17 protein-coding genes and 2 pseudogenes are annotated in these 16,983 nt (G+C 51.1%); 3 read left to right on the top strand and 16 right to left on the bottom strand.

Going from position 1 to position 16,983, the window contains the following annotated elements; all coding sequences use genetic code 11:
• Nucleotides 1-84: 84 nt before the first annotated feature.
• From L691_RS0110820 to L691_RS0110775, 10 genes are all read right to left on the bottom strand, one after another.
• Complete coding sequence (locus tag L691_RS0110820; protein WP_025690515.1) at nt 85-966, bottom strand: ABC transporter permease subunit; 882 nt, start codon at nt 964-966, stop codon at nt 85-87.
• Nucleotides 963-1,970, bottom strand: coding sequence for an ABC transporter ATP-binding protein (locus L691_RS0110815; RefSeq protein ID WP_025690514.1), 1,008 nt, complete (start codon nt 1,968-1,970; stop codon nt 963-965). The genes L691_RS0110820 and L691_RS0110815 overlap by 4 nt, the downstream gene beginning before the upstream one ends.
• A complete protein-coding gene (locus L691_RS0110810; protein ID WP_025690513.1) occupies nt 1,967-3,094 on the bottom strand; it encodes a hypothetical protein in 1,128 nt (375 codons plus the stop codon). The genes L691_RS0110815 and L691_RS0110810 overlap by 4 nt, the downstream gene beginning before the upstream one ends.
• 29 nt (nt 3,095-3,123) lie before the next feature.
• On the bottom strand, nt 3,124-3,642 hold the full coding sequence (locus L691_RS0110805; protein WP_025690512.1) for a sigma-70 family RNA polymerase sigma factor: 519 nt from the start codon (nt 3,640-3,642) through the stop codon (nt 3,124-3,126).
• Between the two features lie 138 nt (nt 3,643-3,780).
• A complete protein-coding gene (locus L691_RS33535; RefSeq protein ID WP_232229156.1) occupies nt 3,781-3,978 on the bottom strand; it encodes a cation:proton antiporter regulatory subunit in 198 nt (65 codons plus the stop codon).
• Nucleotides 3,918-4,184, bottom strand: a complete 267-nt coding sequence (locus L691_RS0110795) for a hypothetical protein (protein WP_025690510.1) — start codon at nt 4,182-4,184, stop codon at nt 3,918-3,920. Before L691_RS0110795 ends, L691_RS33535 begins: the two co-directional genes overlap by 61 nt.
• Before the next feature lie 114 nt (nt 4,185-4,298).
• Nucleotides 4,299-5,096 (bottom strand): GNAT family N-acetyltransferase, encoded by a 798-nt coding sequence (locus tag L691_RS0110790; protein ID WP_025690508.1) that lies wholly within the window; start codon nt 5,094-5,096, stop codon nt 4,299-4,301.
• Nucleotides 5,097-5,249: 153 nt separating this feature from the next.
• A complete protein-coding gene (locus tag L691_RS0110785; RefSeq protein ID WP_025690506.1) occupies nt 5,250-6,464 on the bottom strand; it encodes an MFS transporter in 1,215 nt (404 codons plus the stop codon).
• On the bottom strand, nt 6,451-7,638 hold the full coding sequence (locus tag L691_RS0110780) for an MGDG synthase family glycosyltransferase (protein WP_025690504.1): 1,188 nt from the start codon (nt 7,636-7,638) through the stop codon (nt 6,451-6,453). Before L691_RS0110780 ends, L691_RS0110785 begins: the two co-directional genes overlap by 14 nt.
• Before the next feature lie 180 nt (nt 7,639-7,818).
• Nucleotides 7,819-8,118 (bottom strand): metal-sensing transcriptional repressor, encoded by a 300-nt coding sequence (locus L691_RS0110775; RefSeq protein WP_025690503.1) that lies wholly within the window; start codon nt 8,116-8,118, stop codon nt 7,819-7,821.
• Between the two features lie 173 nt (nt 8,119-8,291).
• Between L691_RS0110775 and L691_RS34235 the strand changes: the two are divergent.
• Nucleotides 8,292-8,576: pseudogene (locus L691_RS34235) on the top strand (IS200/IS605 family element RNA-guided endonuclease TnpB); the annotation flags it as partial.
• Between the two features lie 34 nt (nt 8,577-8,610).
• Here L691_RS34235 and L691_RS0110770 read toward each other — a convergent pair.
• The 3 genes from L691_RS0110770 to melA all read right to left on the bottom strand — a co-directional run bounded on the left by L691_RS0110770 (nt 8,611) and on the right by melA (nt 11,925).
• Nucleotides 8,611-9,498: a cation diffusion facilitator family transporter gene (locus L691_RS0110770; RefSeq protein ID WP_025690502.1), complete on the bottom strand. Its 888-nt coding sequence runs from the start codon at nt 9,496-9,498 to the stop codon at nt 8,611-8,613.
• Nucleotides 9,499-9,729: 231 nt separating this feature from the next.
• Nucleotides 9,730-10,545, bottom strand: a complete 816-nt coding sequence (locus L691_RS0110765; RefSeq protein ID WP_025690501.1) for a DUF2935 domain-containing protein — start codon at nt 10,543-10,545, stop codon at nt 9,730-9,732.
• Nucleotides 10,546-10,626: 81 nt separating this feature from the next.
• Complete coding sequence (gene melA / locus L691_RS0110760; RefSeq protein WP_025690499.1) at nt 10,627-11,925, bottom strand: alpha-glucosidase/alpha-galactosidase; 1,299 nt, start codon at nt 11,923-11,925, stop codon at nt 10,627-10,629.
• Nucleotides 11,926-12,116: 191 nt separating this feature from the next.
• Between melA and L691_RS0110755 the strand changes: the two genes are divergently transcribed.
• On the top strand, nt 12,117-12,974 hold the full coding sequence (locus L691_RS0110755; protein ID WP_025690498.1) for an AraC family transcriptional regulator: 858 nt from the start codon (nt 12,117-12,119) through the stop codon (nt 12,972-12,974).
• A gap of 161 nt (nt 12,975-13,135) precedes the next feature.
• On the opposite strand, the gene mnmH is transcribed toward L691_RS0110755, so the two are convergent.
• Both mnmH and selD read right to left on the bottom strand, forming a co-directional pair.
• Nucleotides 13,136-14,209, bottom strand: coding sequence for a tRNA 2-selenouridine(34) synthase MnmH (mnmH, locus tag L691_RS0110750; RefSeq protein WP_025690497.1), 1,074 nt, complete (start codon nt 14,207-14,209; stop codon nt 13,136-13,138).
• 105 nt (nt 14,210-14,314) lie between these two features.
• Nucleotides 14,315-15,364: a selenide, water dikinase SelD gene (gene selD / locus L691_RS0110745; RefSeq protein WP_025690496.1), complete on the bottom strand. Its 1,050-nt coding sequence runs from the start codon at nt 15,362-15,364 to the stop codon at nt 14,315-14,317.
• A 164-nt stretch (nt 15,365-15,528) separates the two neighbouring features.
• Here selD and L691_RS0110740 point away from each other — a divergent pair, with 164 nt between their 5' ends.
• Nucleotides 15,529-16,605, top strand: a complete 1,077-nt coding sequence (locus L691_RS0110740) for a permease (protein WP_025690495.1) — start codon at nt 15,529-15,531, stop codon at nt 16,603-16,605.
• Between the two features lie 95 nt (nt 16,606-16,700).
• Here the strand turns inward: L691_RS0110740 and L691_RS32710 are convergent.
• Nucleotides 16,701-16,983 (bottom strand): annotated as a pseudogene (locus tag L691_RS32710) (DEAD/DEAH box helicase); the annotation flags it as partial.

Here is a 16,983-nt window from a genome sequence, read left to right as displayed (position 1 = left end):
CAGTAGAAGGGATTACCCAAGAATCCCCCACTTCAAATGTTAGCTAAGTGGGGGAGTGTTCAACATAGCCTATTTCCCAATCTATTATAGATCCTTGGATTTAAAACGCAGCATCCCTAATACAAAAGCTGCAGCAGTGTACACGATAGCATATACAACAAAGGAATTTGAAGGAACTGCGGATAAATTGGTGAATCCGGGTGAAGACATATTGATAGGAATCAGTCCGCTCAATTCGTCAAAGCTGAACAACTCGGCAATCACTTTGCGCTGAAGACCGTCTGCGGGCATGATGAGCGATATGATTCCGGTCAAGCGATTCAGCGAATCCGTCACAGCAGGGTCCCTGCTGAAACCAGAGCCGATCCGTTCAATCATGCCTCCCAGCCAGCTTGCTCCGTATAACATCGTCATAAACACCCCGTTCCCAATGGCAGAGAATAATCCGGAGCCGAGCATGGACACGGTCACGAGCAGAGGGACGGCCATGGAGAACAGCAGGAAGGACTTGATCCAGGCTGCCGGATCTAATGGAATCGCGGCATGCGTCCGGGTAATAAGCAGAATGGAAACAAACAGCAGGAGGGCGTAGGCGATTCCCACGGTTACATACCCCAGCCAACGCCCGGCGTACCACTTCCAGCGCGGAAGCGGCCGGGCAAGCAGCGCTTGAAGCACGCCTGCTTCAGCTTCCCCCGCGATGGCCGAGAAAGAAGTGAATATCGCCAGAAACGCGAGTACAAATGACCCGAACATAAAACCAAGCGCCATGACAATCGCACCGTTTGCAAATCGGTTTATCAATGCTTCTCCGCTGTCGCTGAGTCCTTGCTGCGCCCCTTGATCCCCGATTGCGCCCGCCAAAAACCAGAAGCCCGTAAGAAATACAGCAGTCATAAGCAATGTGAGCAGCAGCACTTTCTTACGCAGCATTTCTTTCCAGGTAATGCCCCAAATGATCCTCATTCCCGTTCACCTCTGTGGTCAAGTCCGGATACGGTATTCACGAACCACTCTTCCAGACGTTCTTGTTCACGCGTGACTTCATAAAGCGTCATTCCCTGCTCCACGATGAGCGCATTGATCCAGCCCGCCTGCTCCTCGCTGTCCAATTCGGCCTCCAGCCATACTACACTTTCATCCTGCGATTGCCCGGACGGAAGCGGGTCTCCGCTATTAAGCCCTTGGAAAGTTTGCTCCTGCCGGGAAGACAGCCTGATGTGCAGACCCGTCTGTTCATTCAGCCAGGAACGCAAAAAAGGCGTGAATCCGCCCACCTTAAAGCGCCACTTCGTTTGCTTGCGCAGCACCTCGGACACTCTGCCGTGCCGCAGGATAACACCGTTATTCAACAGCGCCATCCGGTCGCACAGCAGCTCAACCTCCTCCAGCAGATGGGAGTTGAGAAAGATCGTTTTACCCCGCTCCTTCAGCTTCTTCAGAATATTGCGGACTTCTCTGCGTCCGATCGGGTCCAGCGCCGAAGACGGCTCGTCTAGAAAAATAATCTCGGGATCATTGACCAGCGCGCAGGCAAGTCCCAGCCGCTGCTGCATCCCTTTGGAGTAATGCTTGACTCTGTCCCTTCCCCGCTGTCCGAGTCCTACTTCCTCAAGAAGCGCCGGAACCCGCTTGGCTGTCACCGAACGCTCAACACGGCATAAGCGCGCATGAAGCTCCACAACTTCTTCTCCGGTCATCCACTCCTGGTAACGGTATAATTCGGGTAAATAGCCGATCTGCGACTTCGCCGCAAGAGAACCGATCTTGTAGCCCAGCAATGCGGCTCTGCCGCTTGAGGGTGTAATCAGGCCGACCAGCATTTTGACCAAGGTGCTTTTGCCTGCGCCGTTGGGGCCGAGGAAGCCGAAGGCTTCCCCTTTCCCTACGGTAATGCTTACATCCCGGCAGCCGCGTCCGTTATCATATTCTTTAGTCAGAGACCATGTTTCTATCGCCGGTACACTCATGATTGGATCAACTCCCGCACCTTCGCAACCAGCTTCTCTTTGCTGGTATACACATTTCCGCCGGATAACTGAAACAATTGTCCGCCCTGTATCCAAACGGCATCATAAATCGTGCCTTGATCGTATTCGTGGCGATTTACAAGAATGTTCGTACCCTCTACCGCTATTTGCTCGGCATTGTCTTGCGAAATGACCGGTATCGGAACTTCACCCGCCAGAATACTGCTCTGCTTGAGGCTGGATTTCAAAGAATCCGGCAGCAGGGGGAAATTGATAATGGCTTCCACCGCTTCTTCTACCTTGATCGAAGGGTCTACGGTTATTACGGGAGTATTCATTTGTGTCAGGTTAGCCCAATGCTCGCTATCATAGGACAGCTCATAATTCACGGTTTCCGGAATGTGCAGCGTAATGGGTTTTCCGTCAATGGATTCCGGCAGCAGCTGCTCGGCGCCCAAACGTTTCATCGCTTTATTAACTTCATTTACATTAAGATTAAGTGTAATTTCATCGGAAGGATATACTGTTAACTCCGTTCCTTCATTAGACAAAGCCGAACTTAACGGCGCATACCCTAACTTGTCCTTAACTTGCTCCGGCTTGATCTTTCCGCTGATTGTGCCTGAACTGCTTGAAAAGGAACCAAACTTGTTAATCGTCTCTTTCAGGTCGCCGTTCTCGCTAACCGAATTGAACATGTTCCGCAGATCGTCCTCATTGACAACCGTTACCGACTGCGCACGGAACTGATTGAGGATGGCGGCCATCGCCGTGTTGCCTACAGGGGTGGCGAGGAAGGCGGCAGCAATGGTCATACTTGCGGCAGCTATCGCCCATTTCCGGCGGCGCTTCATCTTCGGACGGCGCGAGCGGCCTCGATCTCTGCCGCTGCCAGTAACAGGGTCTTGCCGCTCTGCATAACCCAGTTCCTCAGCCGTACGGGAATCTGTTCCGGAAAGATATCCATCTTGTTCCATTACTTCAAGCTTTGCCGCTTCCGCCTTCCGGTCCCATTCCGCCCATTTGTCATTGAGCGACTCCCCCGCAAGCGTCTGCTGAAGTCTTGCCCATGCCTCATCCGTTCTTTGCTTCTCTTTATCGTGATTTGCAGAATAGTTATTCATTAATCAACGTCCTCCTTAAGATTAAACTGTCAGTCCATTTGCGGCAGCGATTTGGATGCAGTGGCTTTCAGCCTTTGCGTAGCCCTGTGCAGCAGCGTACCTACAACCGGAGGTCTGACACCAAGTTCGCCGGCGATCTCCGCATAACTGTAACCGGAATATCGGAGGAGAAGCGCCTGTCTGTCACGCTCGGGCAGCTCATCCAGCCATTCCCGGACATCCTCCTGATTCAGCTTGCGCAGCATCACTTCTTCGCCTGATGGCGGCGATGCCTCCGCGCCGTACATCAGCTCCTGCTTGCTCTGCAGCCGCCTTTCCCTTGCTTTCTTGTCTAAATAATCATAGCCGATCCGGGTAAGCACACGGTGGAGCCAAGCGCCCAGCGCTGCCGGGTCGTCCGGGGGATTGCGGTATAATCGCAGGAACACGTCCTGAGCCAGATCATCGGCTGCCGCCTCATCGCGCACAAGAGCGATCAATTTGCGCCGGACAGTAGGGTAGTGCTCATAAAATATCGATCGAAAACGTTCGGATTCCGGAATTTCCATCTGGTAATGCCTCCTTATTAGCTGCAGCTATATATAAGACGGCCGTCAGTTGCTTTTTGTATCAGGATATCGGATAAGAAGTTTTTTGGGGAGGGAAATGTCATAAAAAAAGAGGGCAATTGCCCCCCTGTCAGCGATTCAGTATTCATATTCCGGTTCATCCTGATCGGTCACCCGGTTAATGAACAGCTCGGTTCTTCTATACATATTCTCGTCACCAACCGCTAGAATCATATCATGCGCTCCCAATATGACATGCGGTCCCGGAGAAATAGTTACCTCGGTGCCTCTACGAAGTGCAATAATTGTCGCGCCGGTATTTTGCCAAAACTGCAGATTGCCGATTGTTTTCCCGACGACATGCGAATTCTCATTATTTTTAGCTCCATCGGATGATAAGGCTTTAAATTCACATGATAAATACCGGCCAAAAGCGAACGCCCCGAGATTTTGCTGTTGACGGGGAATTCCCCGCTTACGATTCGTCCCGCGATGTCGAGGGCTATCGATTTGTAGCCTGTTTTCTCTTGTTTTTCCTGCAAGCGTGTCGCGCTCCTTCAAGTAAATTCTCGGCAATGATGTCTTCAGTCATTTAGTATAACGCAGCCGAAAAAGATTACAAAGTCAGTTTCTCCAAGATCAGCTTTCCAGGCTGTCTATCTGTACATCATCGACCAATCGCCGATGTCCCGGAAGCCGATTCGTTTGTAGATGGAAGCCGCGTCCGGATTATTGTAAAACAGGCACAGCGACTTCCCTTCGCTTACCAGATCGGAGGACAGCTTCGTTACTACCAGACTTGCCAGACCTTGCCCCCGGTAATCCGGATGCGTAGCCACACCCACTACCATGGCCGACATCGAATTTTCCGCTGTTGTTGATGCCACGGCGGATGTACGCCCATCCCGTTCCACAAAATAGGTCCGCCCCGTTCCGGTCTCCAAGGTCCGCCGCATGCTAGAACGAGAGCTTTCCGGGCTCACTTCGAACTCCTCAATCCCGTCTATAAGCGAACAAATGGCTTCCACATGCTGGAGAGTCGCCCGCTGAGGAGATGTCTCCGCAGAGACCGGCACGCTTTGCTGGCCTTCCAGCTCTCTCAGTTCGGCAAAATGCATACTTTTCTCCTTACGGAAGCTTATGTATGGGCTGAACAGTCCGGCAATGGAGGCTGACCCGGACAACATTTCCATTTTTTCGTCCTGCTTCATGATGTCGGCAAATCCCTGTACATTGAATGGCCCAGCCGCGTAGGGCAGGTAATTGTGCTCGTAGCGCAGCAGAACCGCCTTTATTTGTCCGCTCTCCGGTTCAAATTCGCCCCATACCTCCTGGAAATCCTGGTCAAACCCAAAGTTCTCCACATCCGCAATTAAAAATAAGTTCAGCGCCGGATCTTTTCCCAAAAAAGCCAGCAATTCCGCCCGGTCTTGTTCATTCAGCTTACGAATCATATGATCCCCACCCCCGCCAATCGTCTAAATATCAATAGAAATAACATAACATGGAAATGACAAAGCGTAAACAAATTGAAGTTGTTAATTAAAATAGCCGGGAGAATCTCGGCAAAGGCCAAGTTCTCCCGGCTCATCGTTCAAGCCCGTATGCTAATTTGTTTGCTGCTGTTGCAGCTTGGCCTGACGCTCCGGATTAGCGAACTTTTCGGAGGGAGAGAGCAGATAAATGAGACTGATTACTCCGAATATACAAGCGCTCACCTTGAATGGGATGACTTCATTGCCGCCGCTTGCAAGCCAGCCGCCAATGAAGGGACCGATCACGGCCCCCAGACCTTCAACCGAGAATAGCAGGCCCCAGCTCATTCCTACCGAGCTCTCAGGTATATATAGCGCCATCAGCGCGTTCCAGGAAGGCAGCAGAGTAGCGTAGGCACAGCCCATCAAGAGCGCAAGAACAACGACACTTATAAATGAACCTGCGGAGGTCAATAGATACAGCGATACTGCAAATACGGCGAAGCCCAGCACCAGAAACCATTTGCCGCCGATCATATCGAATAATTTGCCCATAGGCACCATGAGCAGTACGGCAGCTCCCCCGCCAATCAGAAGCGCGAGCGAAAGCCCGGAGTGGGATAGACCGAGCCTGTTCACGGCAAAGGTTGTTAATAACGGCACGATCATTCCCCCGGCTGCGGTTTGCAGCAGCATCCCCGGCATCAGAAACCCGCCCTTTTTCACCTTATGCCATAGTGCGGCAAACTGTTCTCCCACCGTTATTTGGGCCTGGGGCACCGGCGCCTCCGATAACCGGGCCAGACCCGCTGAAATCCACCCCGCAGCAAAGAAAAGCCCGATTGCGAGGAGAGATACGGCTAACCCCCAGTCCATAATCACATTATTTATTACCGTTCCCAGGCCCAGACCCGCCATCCAATACACGTATAAGCTCCCCATCTGCCGGGCGCGGTTCTCCTCCCTGACGTGGCTCATGCAAATGATCCAGATCGGTGATAAGCCCGCTCCGAGCAAGGCCGAAGCCGCAATCAGAAGACCGGCATAATTAGTGGTCACCATCAGGAGCAGCCCGGCCAAGGCAACGCCAAATCCGCTATGGAGTACCGTTCGGTGAGACAGTCTGTCGAGCAGGTAGCCAATGAAGCCTTTGATCAGGCTGTCGGTCAAATAATGAATCGATACGGCAATCCCGACCGCAGCTGCGGACAACCCAAGATGGTCGAGGGCATAGATAGGCAAAAAGGCGACCAGAAACGCCCCCCTCACCCACTCTATGAAAAAGAGCGCCAAACCCAGACGAGGAAGCGCAGTATCAGGCGCCTCTGTCTTATTAACGATATCCATGAGCGGTCTTCGCCTTCCCTTCCGTTTGCAGTGAATGTGCCGGCTGCCCCAGATATGAAGGACGGTGCTCCAGACTCTCCAGCACTTCATTTACAATCTGCTCGGCTGCGTTTTTCTGGGAGATGGCATTCATCTGACGTTTAATTTCCTCGCGGTAAGGCTTCATTTCTAGGAGCCGGAGACGGCCGATCAACTCTTTTTCGGTGCTCGCGGTATATAGCGCTTTTTGACGGGACAGCGCTTTTGCGTTTCCTGCTTCCTGTCCGGGGAGAGGGCAATACACGATAACGGGCAGCGATACCGCAAAAGCTTCGGTAAGGGTCACGCCGCCTGCTTTGGTCAGCAAACAGGAGGATACGGACATCAGCTCATGGATTTCATCGGTATATCCAAGAATATGAACGCGTTCATTATTCCGGTAGCCAGCCTCCATCGCCAAGCGGAGCTTCTGATTATTTCCGCAGAGGACAATGGAGTCGAAATCGGTATGCTCCAGCACGCTTTTTAATATTTTGCGCACCTTGGTGGAAACGCCGTAGGCTCCCGCAGATAGCAGAATATAGCGCCGGTCTTCCCGCAGCCCATGCTTCCGTATGAGTTCAGCCCGATCGGCGGACTCGGAAAATGCCGCGCGGATCGGTATACCGCTGACCGTGATCCTTTCTTCGGCTACGCCAACCTTCATCAGCTCCTGCTTGATGCTTTCGCTGGCGATAAAATACTTCTTGGTTCGGGGATGAAGCCATCTTCCGTGCAGGCAATAGTCGGTCAGAACCGTAAAGATCGGAACATTGTCCGCCGACTCAATTCCCAGCTGTGAAGCGGCTAAATACGGATAGGTATGAATAATTAGATCCGGGCCCAGTTCATTCAGGAATTTCCTTACTTTATGCTTGCCCATGGAGTGCAGAAATTGCCCCAGCGGGTAATCCGGCTTCATTTTGCTTGTCATATTGTACATGATTCCGTAGAGATTCGGAGCATATGCGGCGCTTTTTAAATAAAATGTCCGCGTGATTCCGTTCAGTAGGGGATGCACTTCACCGAAAAGGTCCACAATATGCACCCGGTTTATCCCTCTATTTCGGAAGGACTGTTCAATGGCCTGGGCCACCTTGGCGTGACCGTCTCCAAACGCAGACGATACAATAAGCACCACAGGATCGGGTTTCATCGGTAATCTCCTTTGTTCGAGTTTATTATTTTACTGTAATCCATAAACATAAGTGGACGATTAAACCGCGCGCTATATATTATTAAATACCCGTTAGCGATCTATCCCTGATTATAATTATAATGTTCCAAAGCTAGAAAAATGAACTGCCCCATCGTCTAATTAACGATAGGGCTTGACTTAACGGATATAGTTGTCCAGTGCTTTGTTAAGGTCATCAAGAACTTTGCTTTCATTGCCATGGTGGACGGCTTTGACCACGCAGTTTTCCAAATGGTCCTTTAACAGAAGCTTGGCCGCCTTGTCCAAAGCCTTTTGCACGGCAGCGATCTGCAGCAGCACTTCGGAGCAGTCCCGGTCCTTGGCGGTCATTTCCTTGACGGCGCGAACGTGGCCTTCAATCCGGGCCAACCGGTTGACGATCTGCTTGCGGTACTTATGCTCGTGATTGTCTTCGTAATCTCTGGCTTCCTGTGCCATAGTGCACCTCTTTTGATCCTTCTCTTATTCATAAGCCGAGTATGACTGCCATACCGCTATTATACCAAGAACTGATGGACAGGCACAATTTTACCAATACAGGAATGACTGCTCGTGAGGACGGACTTCGGATGCTGCCGCTTGTAGAACGCGCCGGAACATATGTGCTATAATGGAACGAAACCTATGCGGCCACCGGTAAAGGGTTGTCCTATAACCCCTGTGCCATACAGCTTCCTGCACTCAAACAGCAATTTGAATGGTTGAAATCGGTAGATAGCATTGCTTTGCAATCGGCGGTGCGGAACGTAGCAGACAGCTTTGAACGATTCTTCAAGAAACAAAATCGGGCTCCGCGTTTCAAAAGCCGCAAGCATCCTGTGCAAAGCTACACCACCAAATACACTAATGACAACATTGTTATTAATGGAAACCGACTTAAACTTCCGAAGCTTGGCTGACTCCGCTTTTGGGGGAGTGTTCAAGTAGAACTCATTTTGCCTTAGCTATTTTTGCCGGCTCATAATGAACATGAACCTCATACACATCAGAATTGTGCTTTAATTCATCTTCAACCCGTGTTGCGACTTCATGAGCTTCTTGAAACTCCAGTTTTGCTCCGACAAGCAATACAACGTCTACAACCGCATTGCTTCCGTAATTTCTGGCTCTTATTTCTTTAACTCCCTCTACTCCTTTTACTTTCAATATGGTTTCTTTGAATGAATGAATCATATTTTCATCAAAACCGTCTGTTAAATAATGGGATGCTTCACAAAAAATTTCCCAAGCCGTTCTGCAAATGATGAATCCTACCGCAACAGCCGTAAGAGGATCAAGCCAAGGCAATTTAAATTGGGAACCGATGATCCCGACCACCGCTCCAATACTCACAGATGCATCAGATATATTATCTTTGGCCGCAGCCATTACAGCTTGACTGTTTATTTTGAGCGCCAATTTTTTGTTGTATCGATAGACACAGTACATTACGATCGCGCAGAAAATCCCTGTCCATGCGGAAATGAGATCAGGAGACTGCTCCCTTCCATGAAACATGGAAACAACAGCTTCGTAAAGCACCTGCAAGCCTACAGCCATCATAATAAAAGAAGCCATTAATGAGGCTACGGTTTCGGATTTCCAATGTCCATACGGATGATCTTCGTCTGCCGGTTTCCGTGCTAATCTTAAACCAATTAATACGGCAATGGAGGCCACAATATCCGTCGCATTATTCAGACCATCCGCCTTCAAAGCTTCAGAGTTAGCTGCATAACCAATGATTAATTTTGAAGCGGATAACAAGATGTAAGCAATAATACTAACTATTGCTCCACGTTCACCTAATTTCAAATTATCGTACCTTTGCTGATCCATTCTAAAATAAAGCCCCTTCCAATTCACTTCCATACCTGCTAATAGTATCAGTCTGGGTATAAGTGGGTCTAGAGAAACGTTTTTTCGTCAAGGTTAATAAATAAATGCAAATAAACAAAATTGCCTATACAAAAAATATTTGCACCTATTCAAATCCGGTAATTTCCCGCACAAAAAAAAGACGAGCTGATTTCAGCGCGCCTTTTATCTTCTATGATTCGATTCAAAAGATCAATGAAGAATTTCTCTCTTATTAACTTTAGCCCCCGATAAGGCTTGATCGAACATATCGAGAATGGACAGGAACCGTTCGGCTTCGCGAAATACGTGATCCGCTAATAGAGGATGAATAATGCTTTTTATCCGGCATTCATTGATTAAATCGCGTGCGGTTTTCTTGAAATCGCGCAATGCTTTAACGGATACCTTGTTCTGATCAACAAATTGACTTAGCAGCGGTACGGTTTGAGATTGCGGACGCATCGAGCTTAAATCAATCGCTTGGAACATCAGCATATCAAAATCATTGCTAAATTCCCGTGCTTGCTCAACTAATTTCCGTTCAGACGGATCTAACAAATGGTTAATGAATTTGGAGTGGTCAGCCATAATTTTTAAGAAAAAGACATTTTCGTCAATAACAGCATCGGGCAAGGGTTCGAGTCTTCCGGTATTGAGTTCTTCTAAGCGGTTTCTGAAATAATTGGCTTCCCGGCTAATATGATCCACCAGTAAGGGGAAGTTTGTCTGCCCGGGAAGCTTGCATTGCAGGATCAGGCCGAGCACCATTCTTTTAAAAGCCCAAATATGAGTCGCCGCAATAGCCACTTCTGTATTAAAGTTTTTGATTGTGTGCGGATCTGCATTGGCCTGAAATTCATGGGATCTTCGCTCAATGTCCTCAAAAATCGCGTAAAACCGGTCTGCTTCTTTTTTAAGCTGAGTATCCTCACATCTAAAACCTAATCCAAGAAAAAATGAGTGCTCCTTCATGATCCTGGACCAAAATCGGATTTCATCCAATGACCGGGCAACGAATTCATCCAATCCTATCCCCTCCTTTGCAGAAAAATCACCTGCTTTAGGGATATGGAATTGCATGGTCCATTATGACATTTCTTAAAAATATCAATTATAGCTCGGGAGCCACTCTCCATGAGCGGCAATAAGATCATCACACATGCTGACGATGTCATCCATGGACAGCTCTGCGGCCGTATGAGGGTCGAGCATCGCCGCGTGATAAATATGCTCTTTCTTGCGCGTGATCACCGCTTCGATGGTCAGAAGCTGGGTATTAATGTTCGTGCGGTTCAGCGCCGCAAGCTGCGGGGGCAAATTCCCGATAAAGGTCGGCTGGATTCCGCTGCGGTCCACAAGGCAAGGCACCTCCACGCAAGCCTCTCTCGGCAGGTTGGTGATGAGTCCGGTGTTCATGACGTTGCCGCCGATTTTGTACGGAATGTTCGTCTCCATGGCTTCGATGATATATGACGCATACTCATGCGAGCGCTCATGCTCCAGATTGCGGTTGTTCACCAGTTCCTCGCGCATGTGCTCCCAGCGTTCAATCTGCTCTACACAGCGGCGCGGATATTCGTCCAGCGGAATCTGGAAGCGGTCGATCAGCTCGGGATAGTTCCGCTTGATGAAGTACGGGTGATACTCCGCCGTATGCTCCGACGACTCCGTATTGTAATAGCCAAATTTTTGCATAATCTCATAGCGGACCATGTCGTTATGGGGTTCCTTCTGCTTCTCGGCGGCGCGTCGTTTAATTTCCGGATACAGATCCTTGCCGTCCTTCGTAACCTCCAGCAGCCATGCCATGTGGTTGATCCCGGCGATTTTCGCCTGCACGCCTTCCTGATCGATCCCCAGATGCTCGAACAGATGCGGCACGCATACCTGCACGCTGTGGCACAGGCCAACCGTCCGCACTCCGCCGTACGTATTCATTATATTCGTAAGCACGGCCATCGGGTTTGTATAGTTCATAAAGAGCGCGTCCGGACACACTTCACGGATATCTGCGGCAAAATCGAGCATAACGGGTATCGTGCGCAGGTTGCGGAAAATGCCGCCGATGCCGACCGTGTCGGCAATTGTCTGCCGCAGGCCGTATTTTTTCGGGATTTCAAAGTCAGTGATGGTGCAAGGGTCGTAACCGCCCACTTGAATCGCGTTGATGACGTATTTGGCTCCGCGCAGCGCCTCTTTGCGGTCGGTGTAGGCTTTGATTTCACAGGTGCTGCCGCCGCTTCGCTTCAAGTTGAGCAGCATATTCTCGGAATCCGACAGACGGCGGGAATCAATATCATACAGCGCCAGCTCAAACCCTTGAAGCGCCGGTGTAGCCATGCAGTCTCCTAATACATTTTTGGCAAAAACCGTACTTCCTGCTCCGATAAATGTAATTTTGGACATCGATTCTATTCCTCCTTGTGTTGGGGCGATAATGCAGCTTTTGCGCTGATACCGTCCCTCTTTTCACTGCTTACTATAGAGCACAGCCCATGAAATTTATATGGAGGAATAAAAGGAACATATGGAGGTTTGTCGCATCTTTATAGTAAAGTTGTAGTTAAGAGCACCTATCTCTCATGCTGGAGGAGCCCATGAATCCTGACCATTATCAATTTGAAATCGGCATTAACCTACGCCCCGGTGAGGGAGAGCTAACCGTTCTTTTTAGCGGCGAAGGCAGTCCCAAACCAGGCCACAAGGTCGGCCCATCCGTGCATGATTATTATTTAATTCATACCGTGCTTTCGGGTGAGGGAATGTTTATAAGCGAAGGGCGTAAGTTTTCATGTCAGGCGGGGGATACGTTTCTCATTATGCCGGGCAGCTTGTTCAGCTATGAATCGGACCGGCAAACGCCTTGGCAGTATGTGTGGGCGGCGGTCCAAGGAGATGGTGCTTCACAGCTGCTAAAGCAAGCAGGATTATCTCAGGAAAAGCCTGTGTTAAAAGGCGCTGACCCTTCGGCTCTTCATTCTTTCTACCGGCGGATTAAGCATTCTTTCAAGCAATCGCCCTTTCCCGAACTGGAAAGTCTGGAAGCATCGGGCTGGCTAAGGCTGCTGATCCATCGGCTAGGACATGCGAGCAGAGACTTGGGGGACACGGCCGCTCAACATTCGGAGATGATCGACCGCCAGGTTGAACAGGCCAAACGCTGGATTTCGCTTCAGTACCATCAGCAGCTCGGAATCAGCCAGATGGCTTCCTCTCTGGGGTATCACCGGGCCCATTTCTCCAAAGCTTTCAAGGAGCGGACCGGGCTGTCCCCGAAGCAGTATCTGATGAAGATCCGGATGGACAAAGCAAAAGAACTGCTGGAAAGCAGAGTCTTGACGATTGATGAAGTATCATCGTCCGTCGGCTTTAACGACGCGCTCTACTTTTCCAAGCAGTTCCGTAACTGGTGCGGGCAGTCTCCAAGCGAATACCGCAGCGGGTTTAAGCATTAAACAGCCGCCTTATTGGCCTGGCGATGCGCCAGCCATATGCAAACCGCGGTGAAGAAGAGCCTTTCCGCCGGTCAGGCAGATTCCTGCCCAGCCCTATGTATGCCAGGCAAAGCTACCAAAAATTCCCTTGCATCGCCGAAAAATAAGGACTTCTCCGCAGGTCACGCCTTCACCTTCCAATTTCCCGGATTTGAAGACACAGGGTGGCGTTCCCGCAGCCAAGCGGTTACCGCCGCTTCCGCCTCATCCAAATGGTTGACCTTGAACGTTACCTTCTCAGACTCGCCGTACAATAGGGATGTATAATCATATTTTGGATCATAGTAATACTCCAGCAGCAGCAGGACCGCGCTCTCGAAGTTTCCTGCTACTAGACTCCGGTCAATCTCCACCGCGATGGGCACGTGAATTCGCGATTTAATTCTGCGGAATGCCGTCAGGAGCTCCTCCTGATGCTCTTCTGGACCATAGTCCTTCATGATCTGCGCTACCCGGGATTCGAGCGGCATTTCAATCCACAGTTGGGTCCCCGTCTCCTTCTGCCGGCTCATGAACGGCGGCATGACAACCTTGCCGATCCGCATGCTCTCCGCCTCAAACAGCACATACGGCGAATGTTCAAGCGTGATCAGCTTCTCCAGCAGCAGACTATCAAAGGTCTTTTGATTATTTGCCTGGAGTCCGACCTGTCCGAAAATCGACCCCCGGTGTCCCGCGATGCCCTCCAAATCAATCACAGGATAGCTGTTACGCTGAAGACGATGCAGCAGCGCCGTTTTTCCGGTACCGGTGTTCCCGTGGATAATGTAGGAATGCGGCCTGAAATCATAGAACTCCAGTGAATCCATCACCCATTTCCGGTACGCTTTGTAGCCGCCGGTCAGACGGTTGACGTGAATATCCATCAGGGAGAGCAGGGTCGCCGTCGTCCGGCTCCGCATGCCGCCCCTCCAGCAAAATACCGTCTTGTCCCCAGGGATTTCAGCGAATTGCCGTATGAAAGCAGGCAGCTTGGCAGAGACAAGCTCCAGCCCCCGGTCTTTTGCCGCCTGAACGCTCGTCTGCTTGTACAGGGTGCCGACCTCCGCCCTTTCCGCATCGTCGAACAGCGGAATGTTGAGGCTGCCCGGAATCGTGGAGTCTCTGTATTCGGAAGGGGAACGGACGTCGATGATCGTCATCTGTTTGCGATCTTGCAGCGCCCGAAGCTGTTCGAGTGTAATATCCTGAAACAATAGTCTCTCTCCTTCTTGTGTCTTACTATAACGCGATCAAAAGCCGCTTAGGGCATCCAGCTCCGCTTCTCCTGCCCCTCGGCTTATATGGCTGATATCGGACCTTTATACGACCGTAATCTGTCCAGGGTGCTCGGCGGTAACTTCCCCGATTATTGCGGCTTCAACTCCTGCGGCTGCAAGTTTGCCCAGCAGCGCTTCGCTGTCATGCCCGGCAACGGAGATCAGCAGCCCTCCAGAGGTAACCGCATCGCATAAAATATAACGGTCGATCTGATCCAGCGATTCCGGATAAATAACCGTGCCTTCCAGATGGGCGTAATTGTTACGGGTTCCGCCTGGAACGAAGCCCTGCTCCGCCAGCTCGCGGACTCTCGGCAGTACCGGGACGGCGTTCCTGCGGATGACGAGTCCATTGCCGCTTCCCTTGGCCATTTCCGAGGCATGCCCGAGCAGTCCGAAGCCCGTTACGTCCGTGCAGGCGTGGACTTCGTACGCGCTCATGACTTCTGCCGCCGTCTTGTTTAGTGTGGACATGACCGCTGTCAGACGCGCGGTTTCTTCGGGTGACAGCTGGTTTTTCTTAATCGAGGTTGTCAGGATGCCGACCCCGATCGGCTTGGTCAGGATCAGCTTGTCCCCCGGACGAGCGGCGGCATTGGTCCGTACTTTGTCTGGATGGACGAGTCCGGTGACGGCAAGGCCGAATTTCGGCTCCTTGTCATCAATGGAATGGCCGCCAACCAGCGTTGCGCCCGCTTCGCTAACCTTATCCGCAGCGCCGCGAAGAATATCAGCCAGAATGCTCTTATCCAGCGTGGAAATAGGAAATGCGACGATATTAAGCACAGTCAGCGGCTTGCCGCCCATCGCGTAAATATCGCTCAGCGCATTGGCGGCGGCGATTTGACCGAAGGAATACGGATCGTCAACAATCGGCGTAAAGAAATCAACCGTCTGCACCAGCGCCAGCTCATCGCTAAGACGATACACTCCCGCATCATCGCTTGTGTCAAGTCCGACGAGAAGATCGGGATTCGGCACCGATTTCGGCAAATTCCGGAGAACCTGCATCAGATCGGCGGGACCGATTTTGCAGCCGCATCCTCCTTTAGAGGATAACGAGGTTAATTTAATAGGTTCGGCAAGAGACATTGAAGAGCCAACTCCTTATATTTAGGTATTCATGAAATGGAAAACAATAGCACCCTCTATATTACACGATCCTAACAACACCGCGCAAAATAGTGCTTCCCTTACGACCTTATTATGCTATAATTATGAAATTTGAAATAAAAGGATGGGGGTTAATCGCTGCTATGTCACCTGTAACAAACAGTACAACGTATTCCAATCAACCAAAGGACTATAAAGCCATCGTATTTACGGTCATCTTTCTTCTCATTGCCGTGGCCGGACTCTCCTATGTCAAATGGTGGCCCTATTATCACAAGGCGTTTAAGGCTGCTGCCGAGCATTCTATCGGATCTTCCATTTTGACCGGCAAAGAAGCCACGGCTCCCGCACCTTCGCTGCAAGCTGCTTTGGATTATGCCGCAGCCTATTTCGGATCGGTATGGAAAGCCGCTGTGCTCGGTATTCTGCTCGGTTCGCTTGTACAGGTTCTGATCCCGTCCAAGTGGCTGCTGCGGGTTCTGGGAAAGGCTAACTTTAAGAGCACAGCGATCGCGGGACTTGCTTCTCTGCCCGGCATGATGTGTTCGTGCTGCGCCGCACCGATAGCTGTCGGCCTGCGCAAGAAAAACGTATCGGTTGGCGCCGCGCTGGCGTTCTGGATCGGCAATCCCGTCCTGAACCCGGCAACGCTTATTTTCATGACCTTTGTACTGTCCTGGAAATTTACATTGATGCGAATCGTATTTGGACTGATTCTTACGTTTGGCATCAGCTACTTGGCTAATAAATTCGCCGGGAATACAGAGGTTCCCGATACGCTGGCCCAACCTGCGGTGGATGCTCCCGCGCCGCAAGGCCCGCTGCTGCTCCGCTGGGCCGCCGCTGCCGGAAGAATGCTTCTGGCCGTTGTACCGGCCTATATCCTTACGGTTCTGCTGCTGGGAGCGGCGCGGGCATGGATGTTCCCGTCACTCGGAACCGGAATTGCCAGCGGCATTCTTGCCGTTCTGGTCTTCACCATCGCCGGTACCCTGTTTGTCATTCCGACAGCTGCGGAAATTCCGATTATCGGAACCTTTCTTTCCTTCGGATTCGGAACGGGCGCTGCCGGAGCGCTGCTCGTGACACTGCCGGCTATCAGCCTGCCGTCGCTGCTTATGGTTTACCGCTCATTTCCGCGCCGGGTTGTATGGTTTGTCTTCTTCTCCGTCATTGCAGCCGGTATTCTCGGAGGCGCTGTGGGTGCGGCAGTGCTGTAACAGACTCGGATGTATAGATAAATAATCCTTAAGCAAAAACTCCCTTCTGCTGTTTACCAGCAGATTGGGAGTTTTTTAGTAATCTTGTAGCGAGATTAATTCTGCCGCCAACGCTGTACCATCTCATGAAAGCCCGGCACATCCAGACCGTCCACGGAAAAAGCCTTGCGCAGCAGGTCCTGGGGAATCCACTCGTCGTATTTCCCAAGGTATGGGGCTTCGCCCGGCGCCAACAGCGAAAGCGGGTCAAGCCTGCCGGCGCTCGCTTCCCTGATGGAAGCCTCAAGCCAGTCGGCGTCGGCTTTTCCGGCGACGACCATGTAGTATGGCTCCATCGGCACCACCGAGCGCAGCCCCAGCGGACGCATCAGCTGATGC

It is taken from the genome of Paenibacillus zanthoxyli JH29 (assembly GCF_000520715.1).
GTDB classification, from domain to species: domain Bacteria; phylum Bacillota; class Bacilli; order Paenibacillales; family Paenibacillaceae; genus Paenibacillus_AQ; species Paenibacillus_AQ zanthoxyli.
This window is presented reverse-complemented; position numbering and strand designations above follow the sequence as displayed.

What these genes read in the sequence shown, in the direction of transcription:
- L691_RS0110740 (WP_025690495.1), top strand. Translation starts at nt 15,529, where the DNA reads ATGTCACCTGTAACAAACAGTACAACGTATTCCAATCAACCAAAGGAC.
- L691_RS0110805 (WP_025690512.1), bottom strand. Translation starts at nt 3,642, where the DNA reads ATGGAAATTCCGGAATCCGAACGTTTTCGATCGATATTTTATGAGCAC.
- melA (WP_025690499.1), bottom strand. Translation starts at nt 11,925, where the DNA reads ATGTCCAAAATTACATTTATCGGAGCAGGAAGTACGGTTTTTGCCAAA.
- L691_RS0110790 (WP_025690508.1), bottom strand. Translation starts at nt 5,096, where the DNA reads ATGATTCGTAAGCTGAATGAACAAGACCGGGCGGAATTGCTGGCTTTT.
- L691_RS0110780 (WP_025690504.1), bottom strand. Translation starts at nt 7,638, where the DNA reads ATGAAACCCGATCCTGTGGTGCTTATTGTATCGTCTGCGTTTGGAGAC.
- L691_RS0110820 (WP_025690515.1), bottom strand. Translation starts at nt 966, where the DNA reads ATGAGGATCATTTGGGGCATTACCTGGAAAGAAATGCTGCGTAAGAAA.
- L691_RS0110810 (WP_025690513.1), bottom strand. Translation starts at nt 3,094, where the DNA reads ATGAATAACTATTCTGCAAATCACGATAAAGAGAAGCAAAGAACGGAT.
- selD (WP_025690496.1), bottom strand. Translation starts at nt 15,364, where the DNA reads ATGTCTCTTGCCGAACCTATTAAATTAACCTCGTTATCCTCTAAAGGA.
- L691_RS0110815 (WP_025690514.1), bottom strand. Translation starts at nt 1,970, where the DNA reads ATGAGTGTACCGGCGATAGAAACATGGTCTCTGACTAAAGAATATGAT.
- L691_RS0110770 (WP_025690502.1), bottom strand. Translation starts at nt 9,498, where the DNA reads ATGGATCAGCAAAGGTACGATAATTTGAAATTAGGTGAACGTGGAGCA.
- L691_RS0110785 (WP_025690506.1), bottom strand. Translation starts at nt 6,464, where the DNA reads ATGGATATCGTTAATAAGACAGAGGCGCCTGATACTGCGCTTCCTCGT.
- L691_RS0110775 (WP_025690503.1), bottom strand. Translation starts at nt 8,118, where the DNA reads ATGGCACAGGAAGCCAGAGATTACGAAGACAATCACGAGCATAAGTAC.
- L691_RS0110755 (WP_025690498.1), top strand. Translation starts at nt 12,117, where the DNA reads ATGAATCCTGACCATTATCAATTTGAAATCGGCATTAACCTACGCCCC.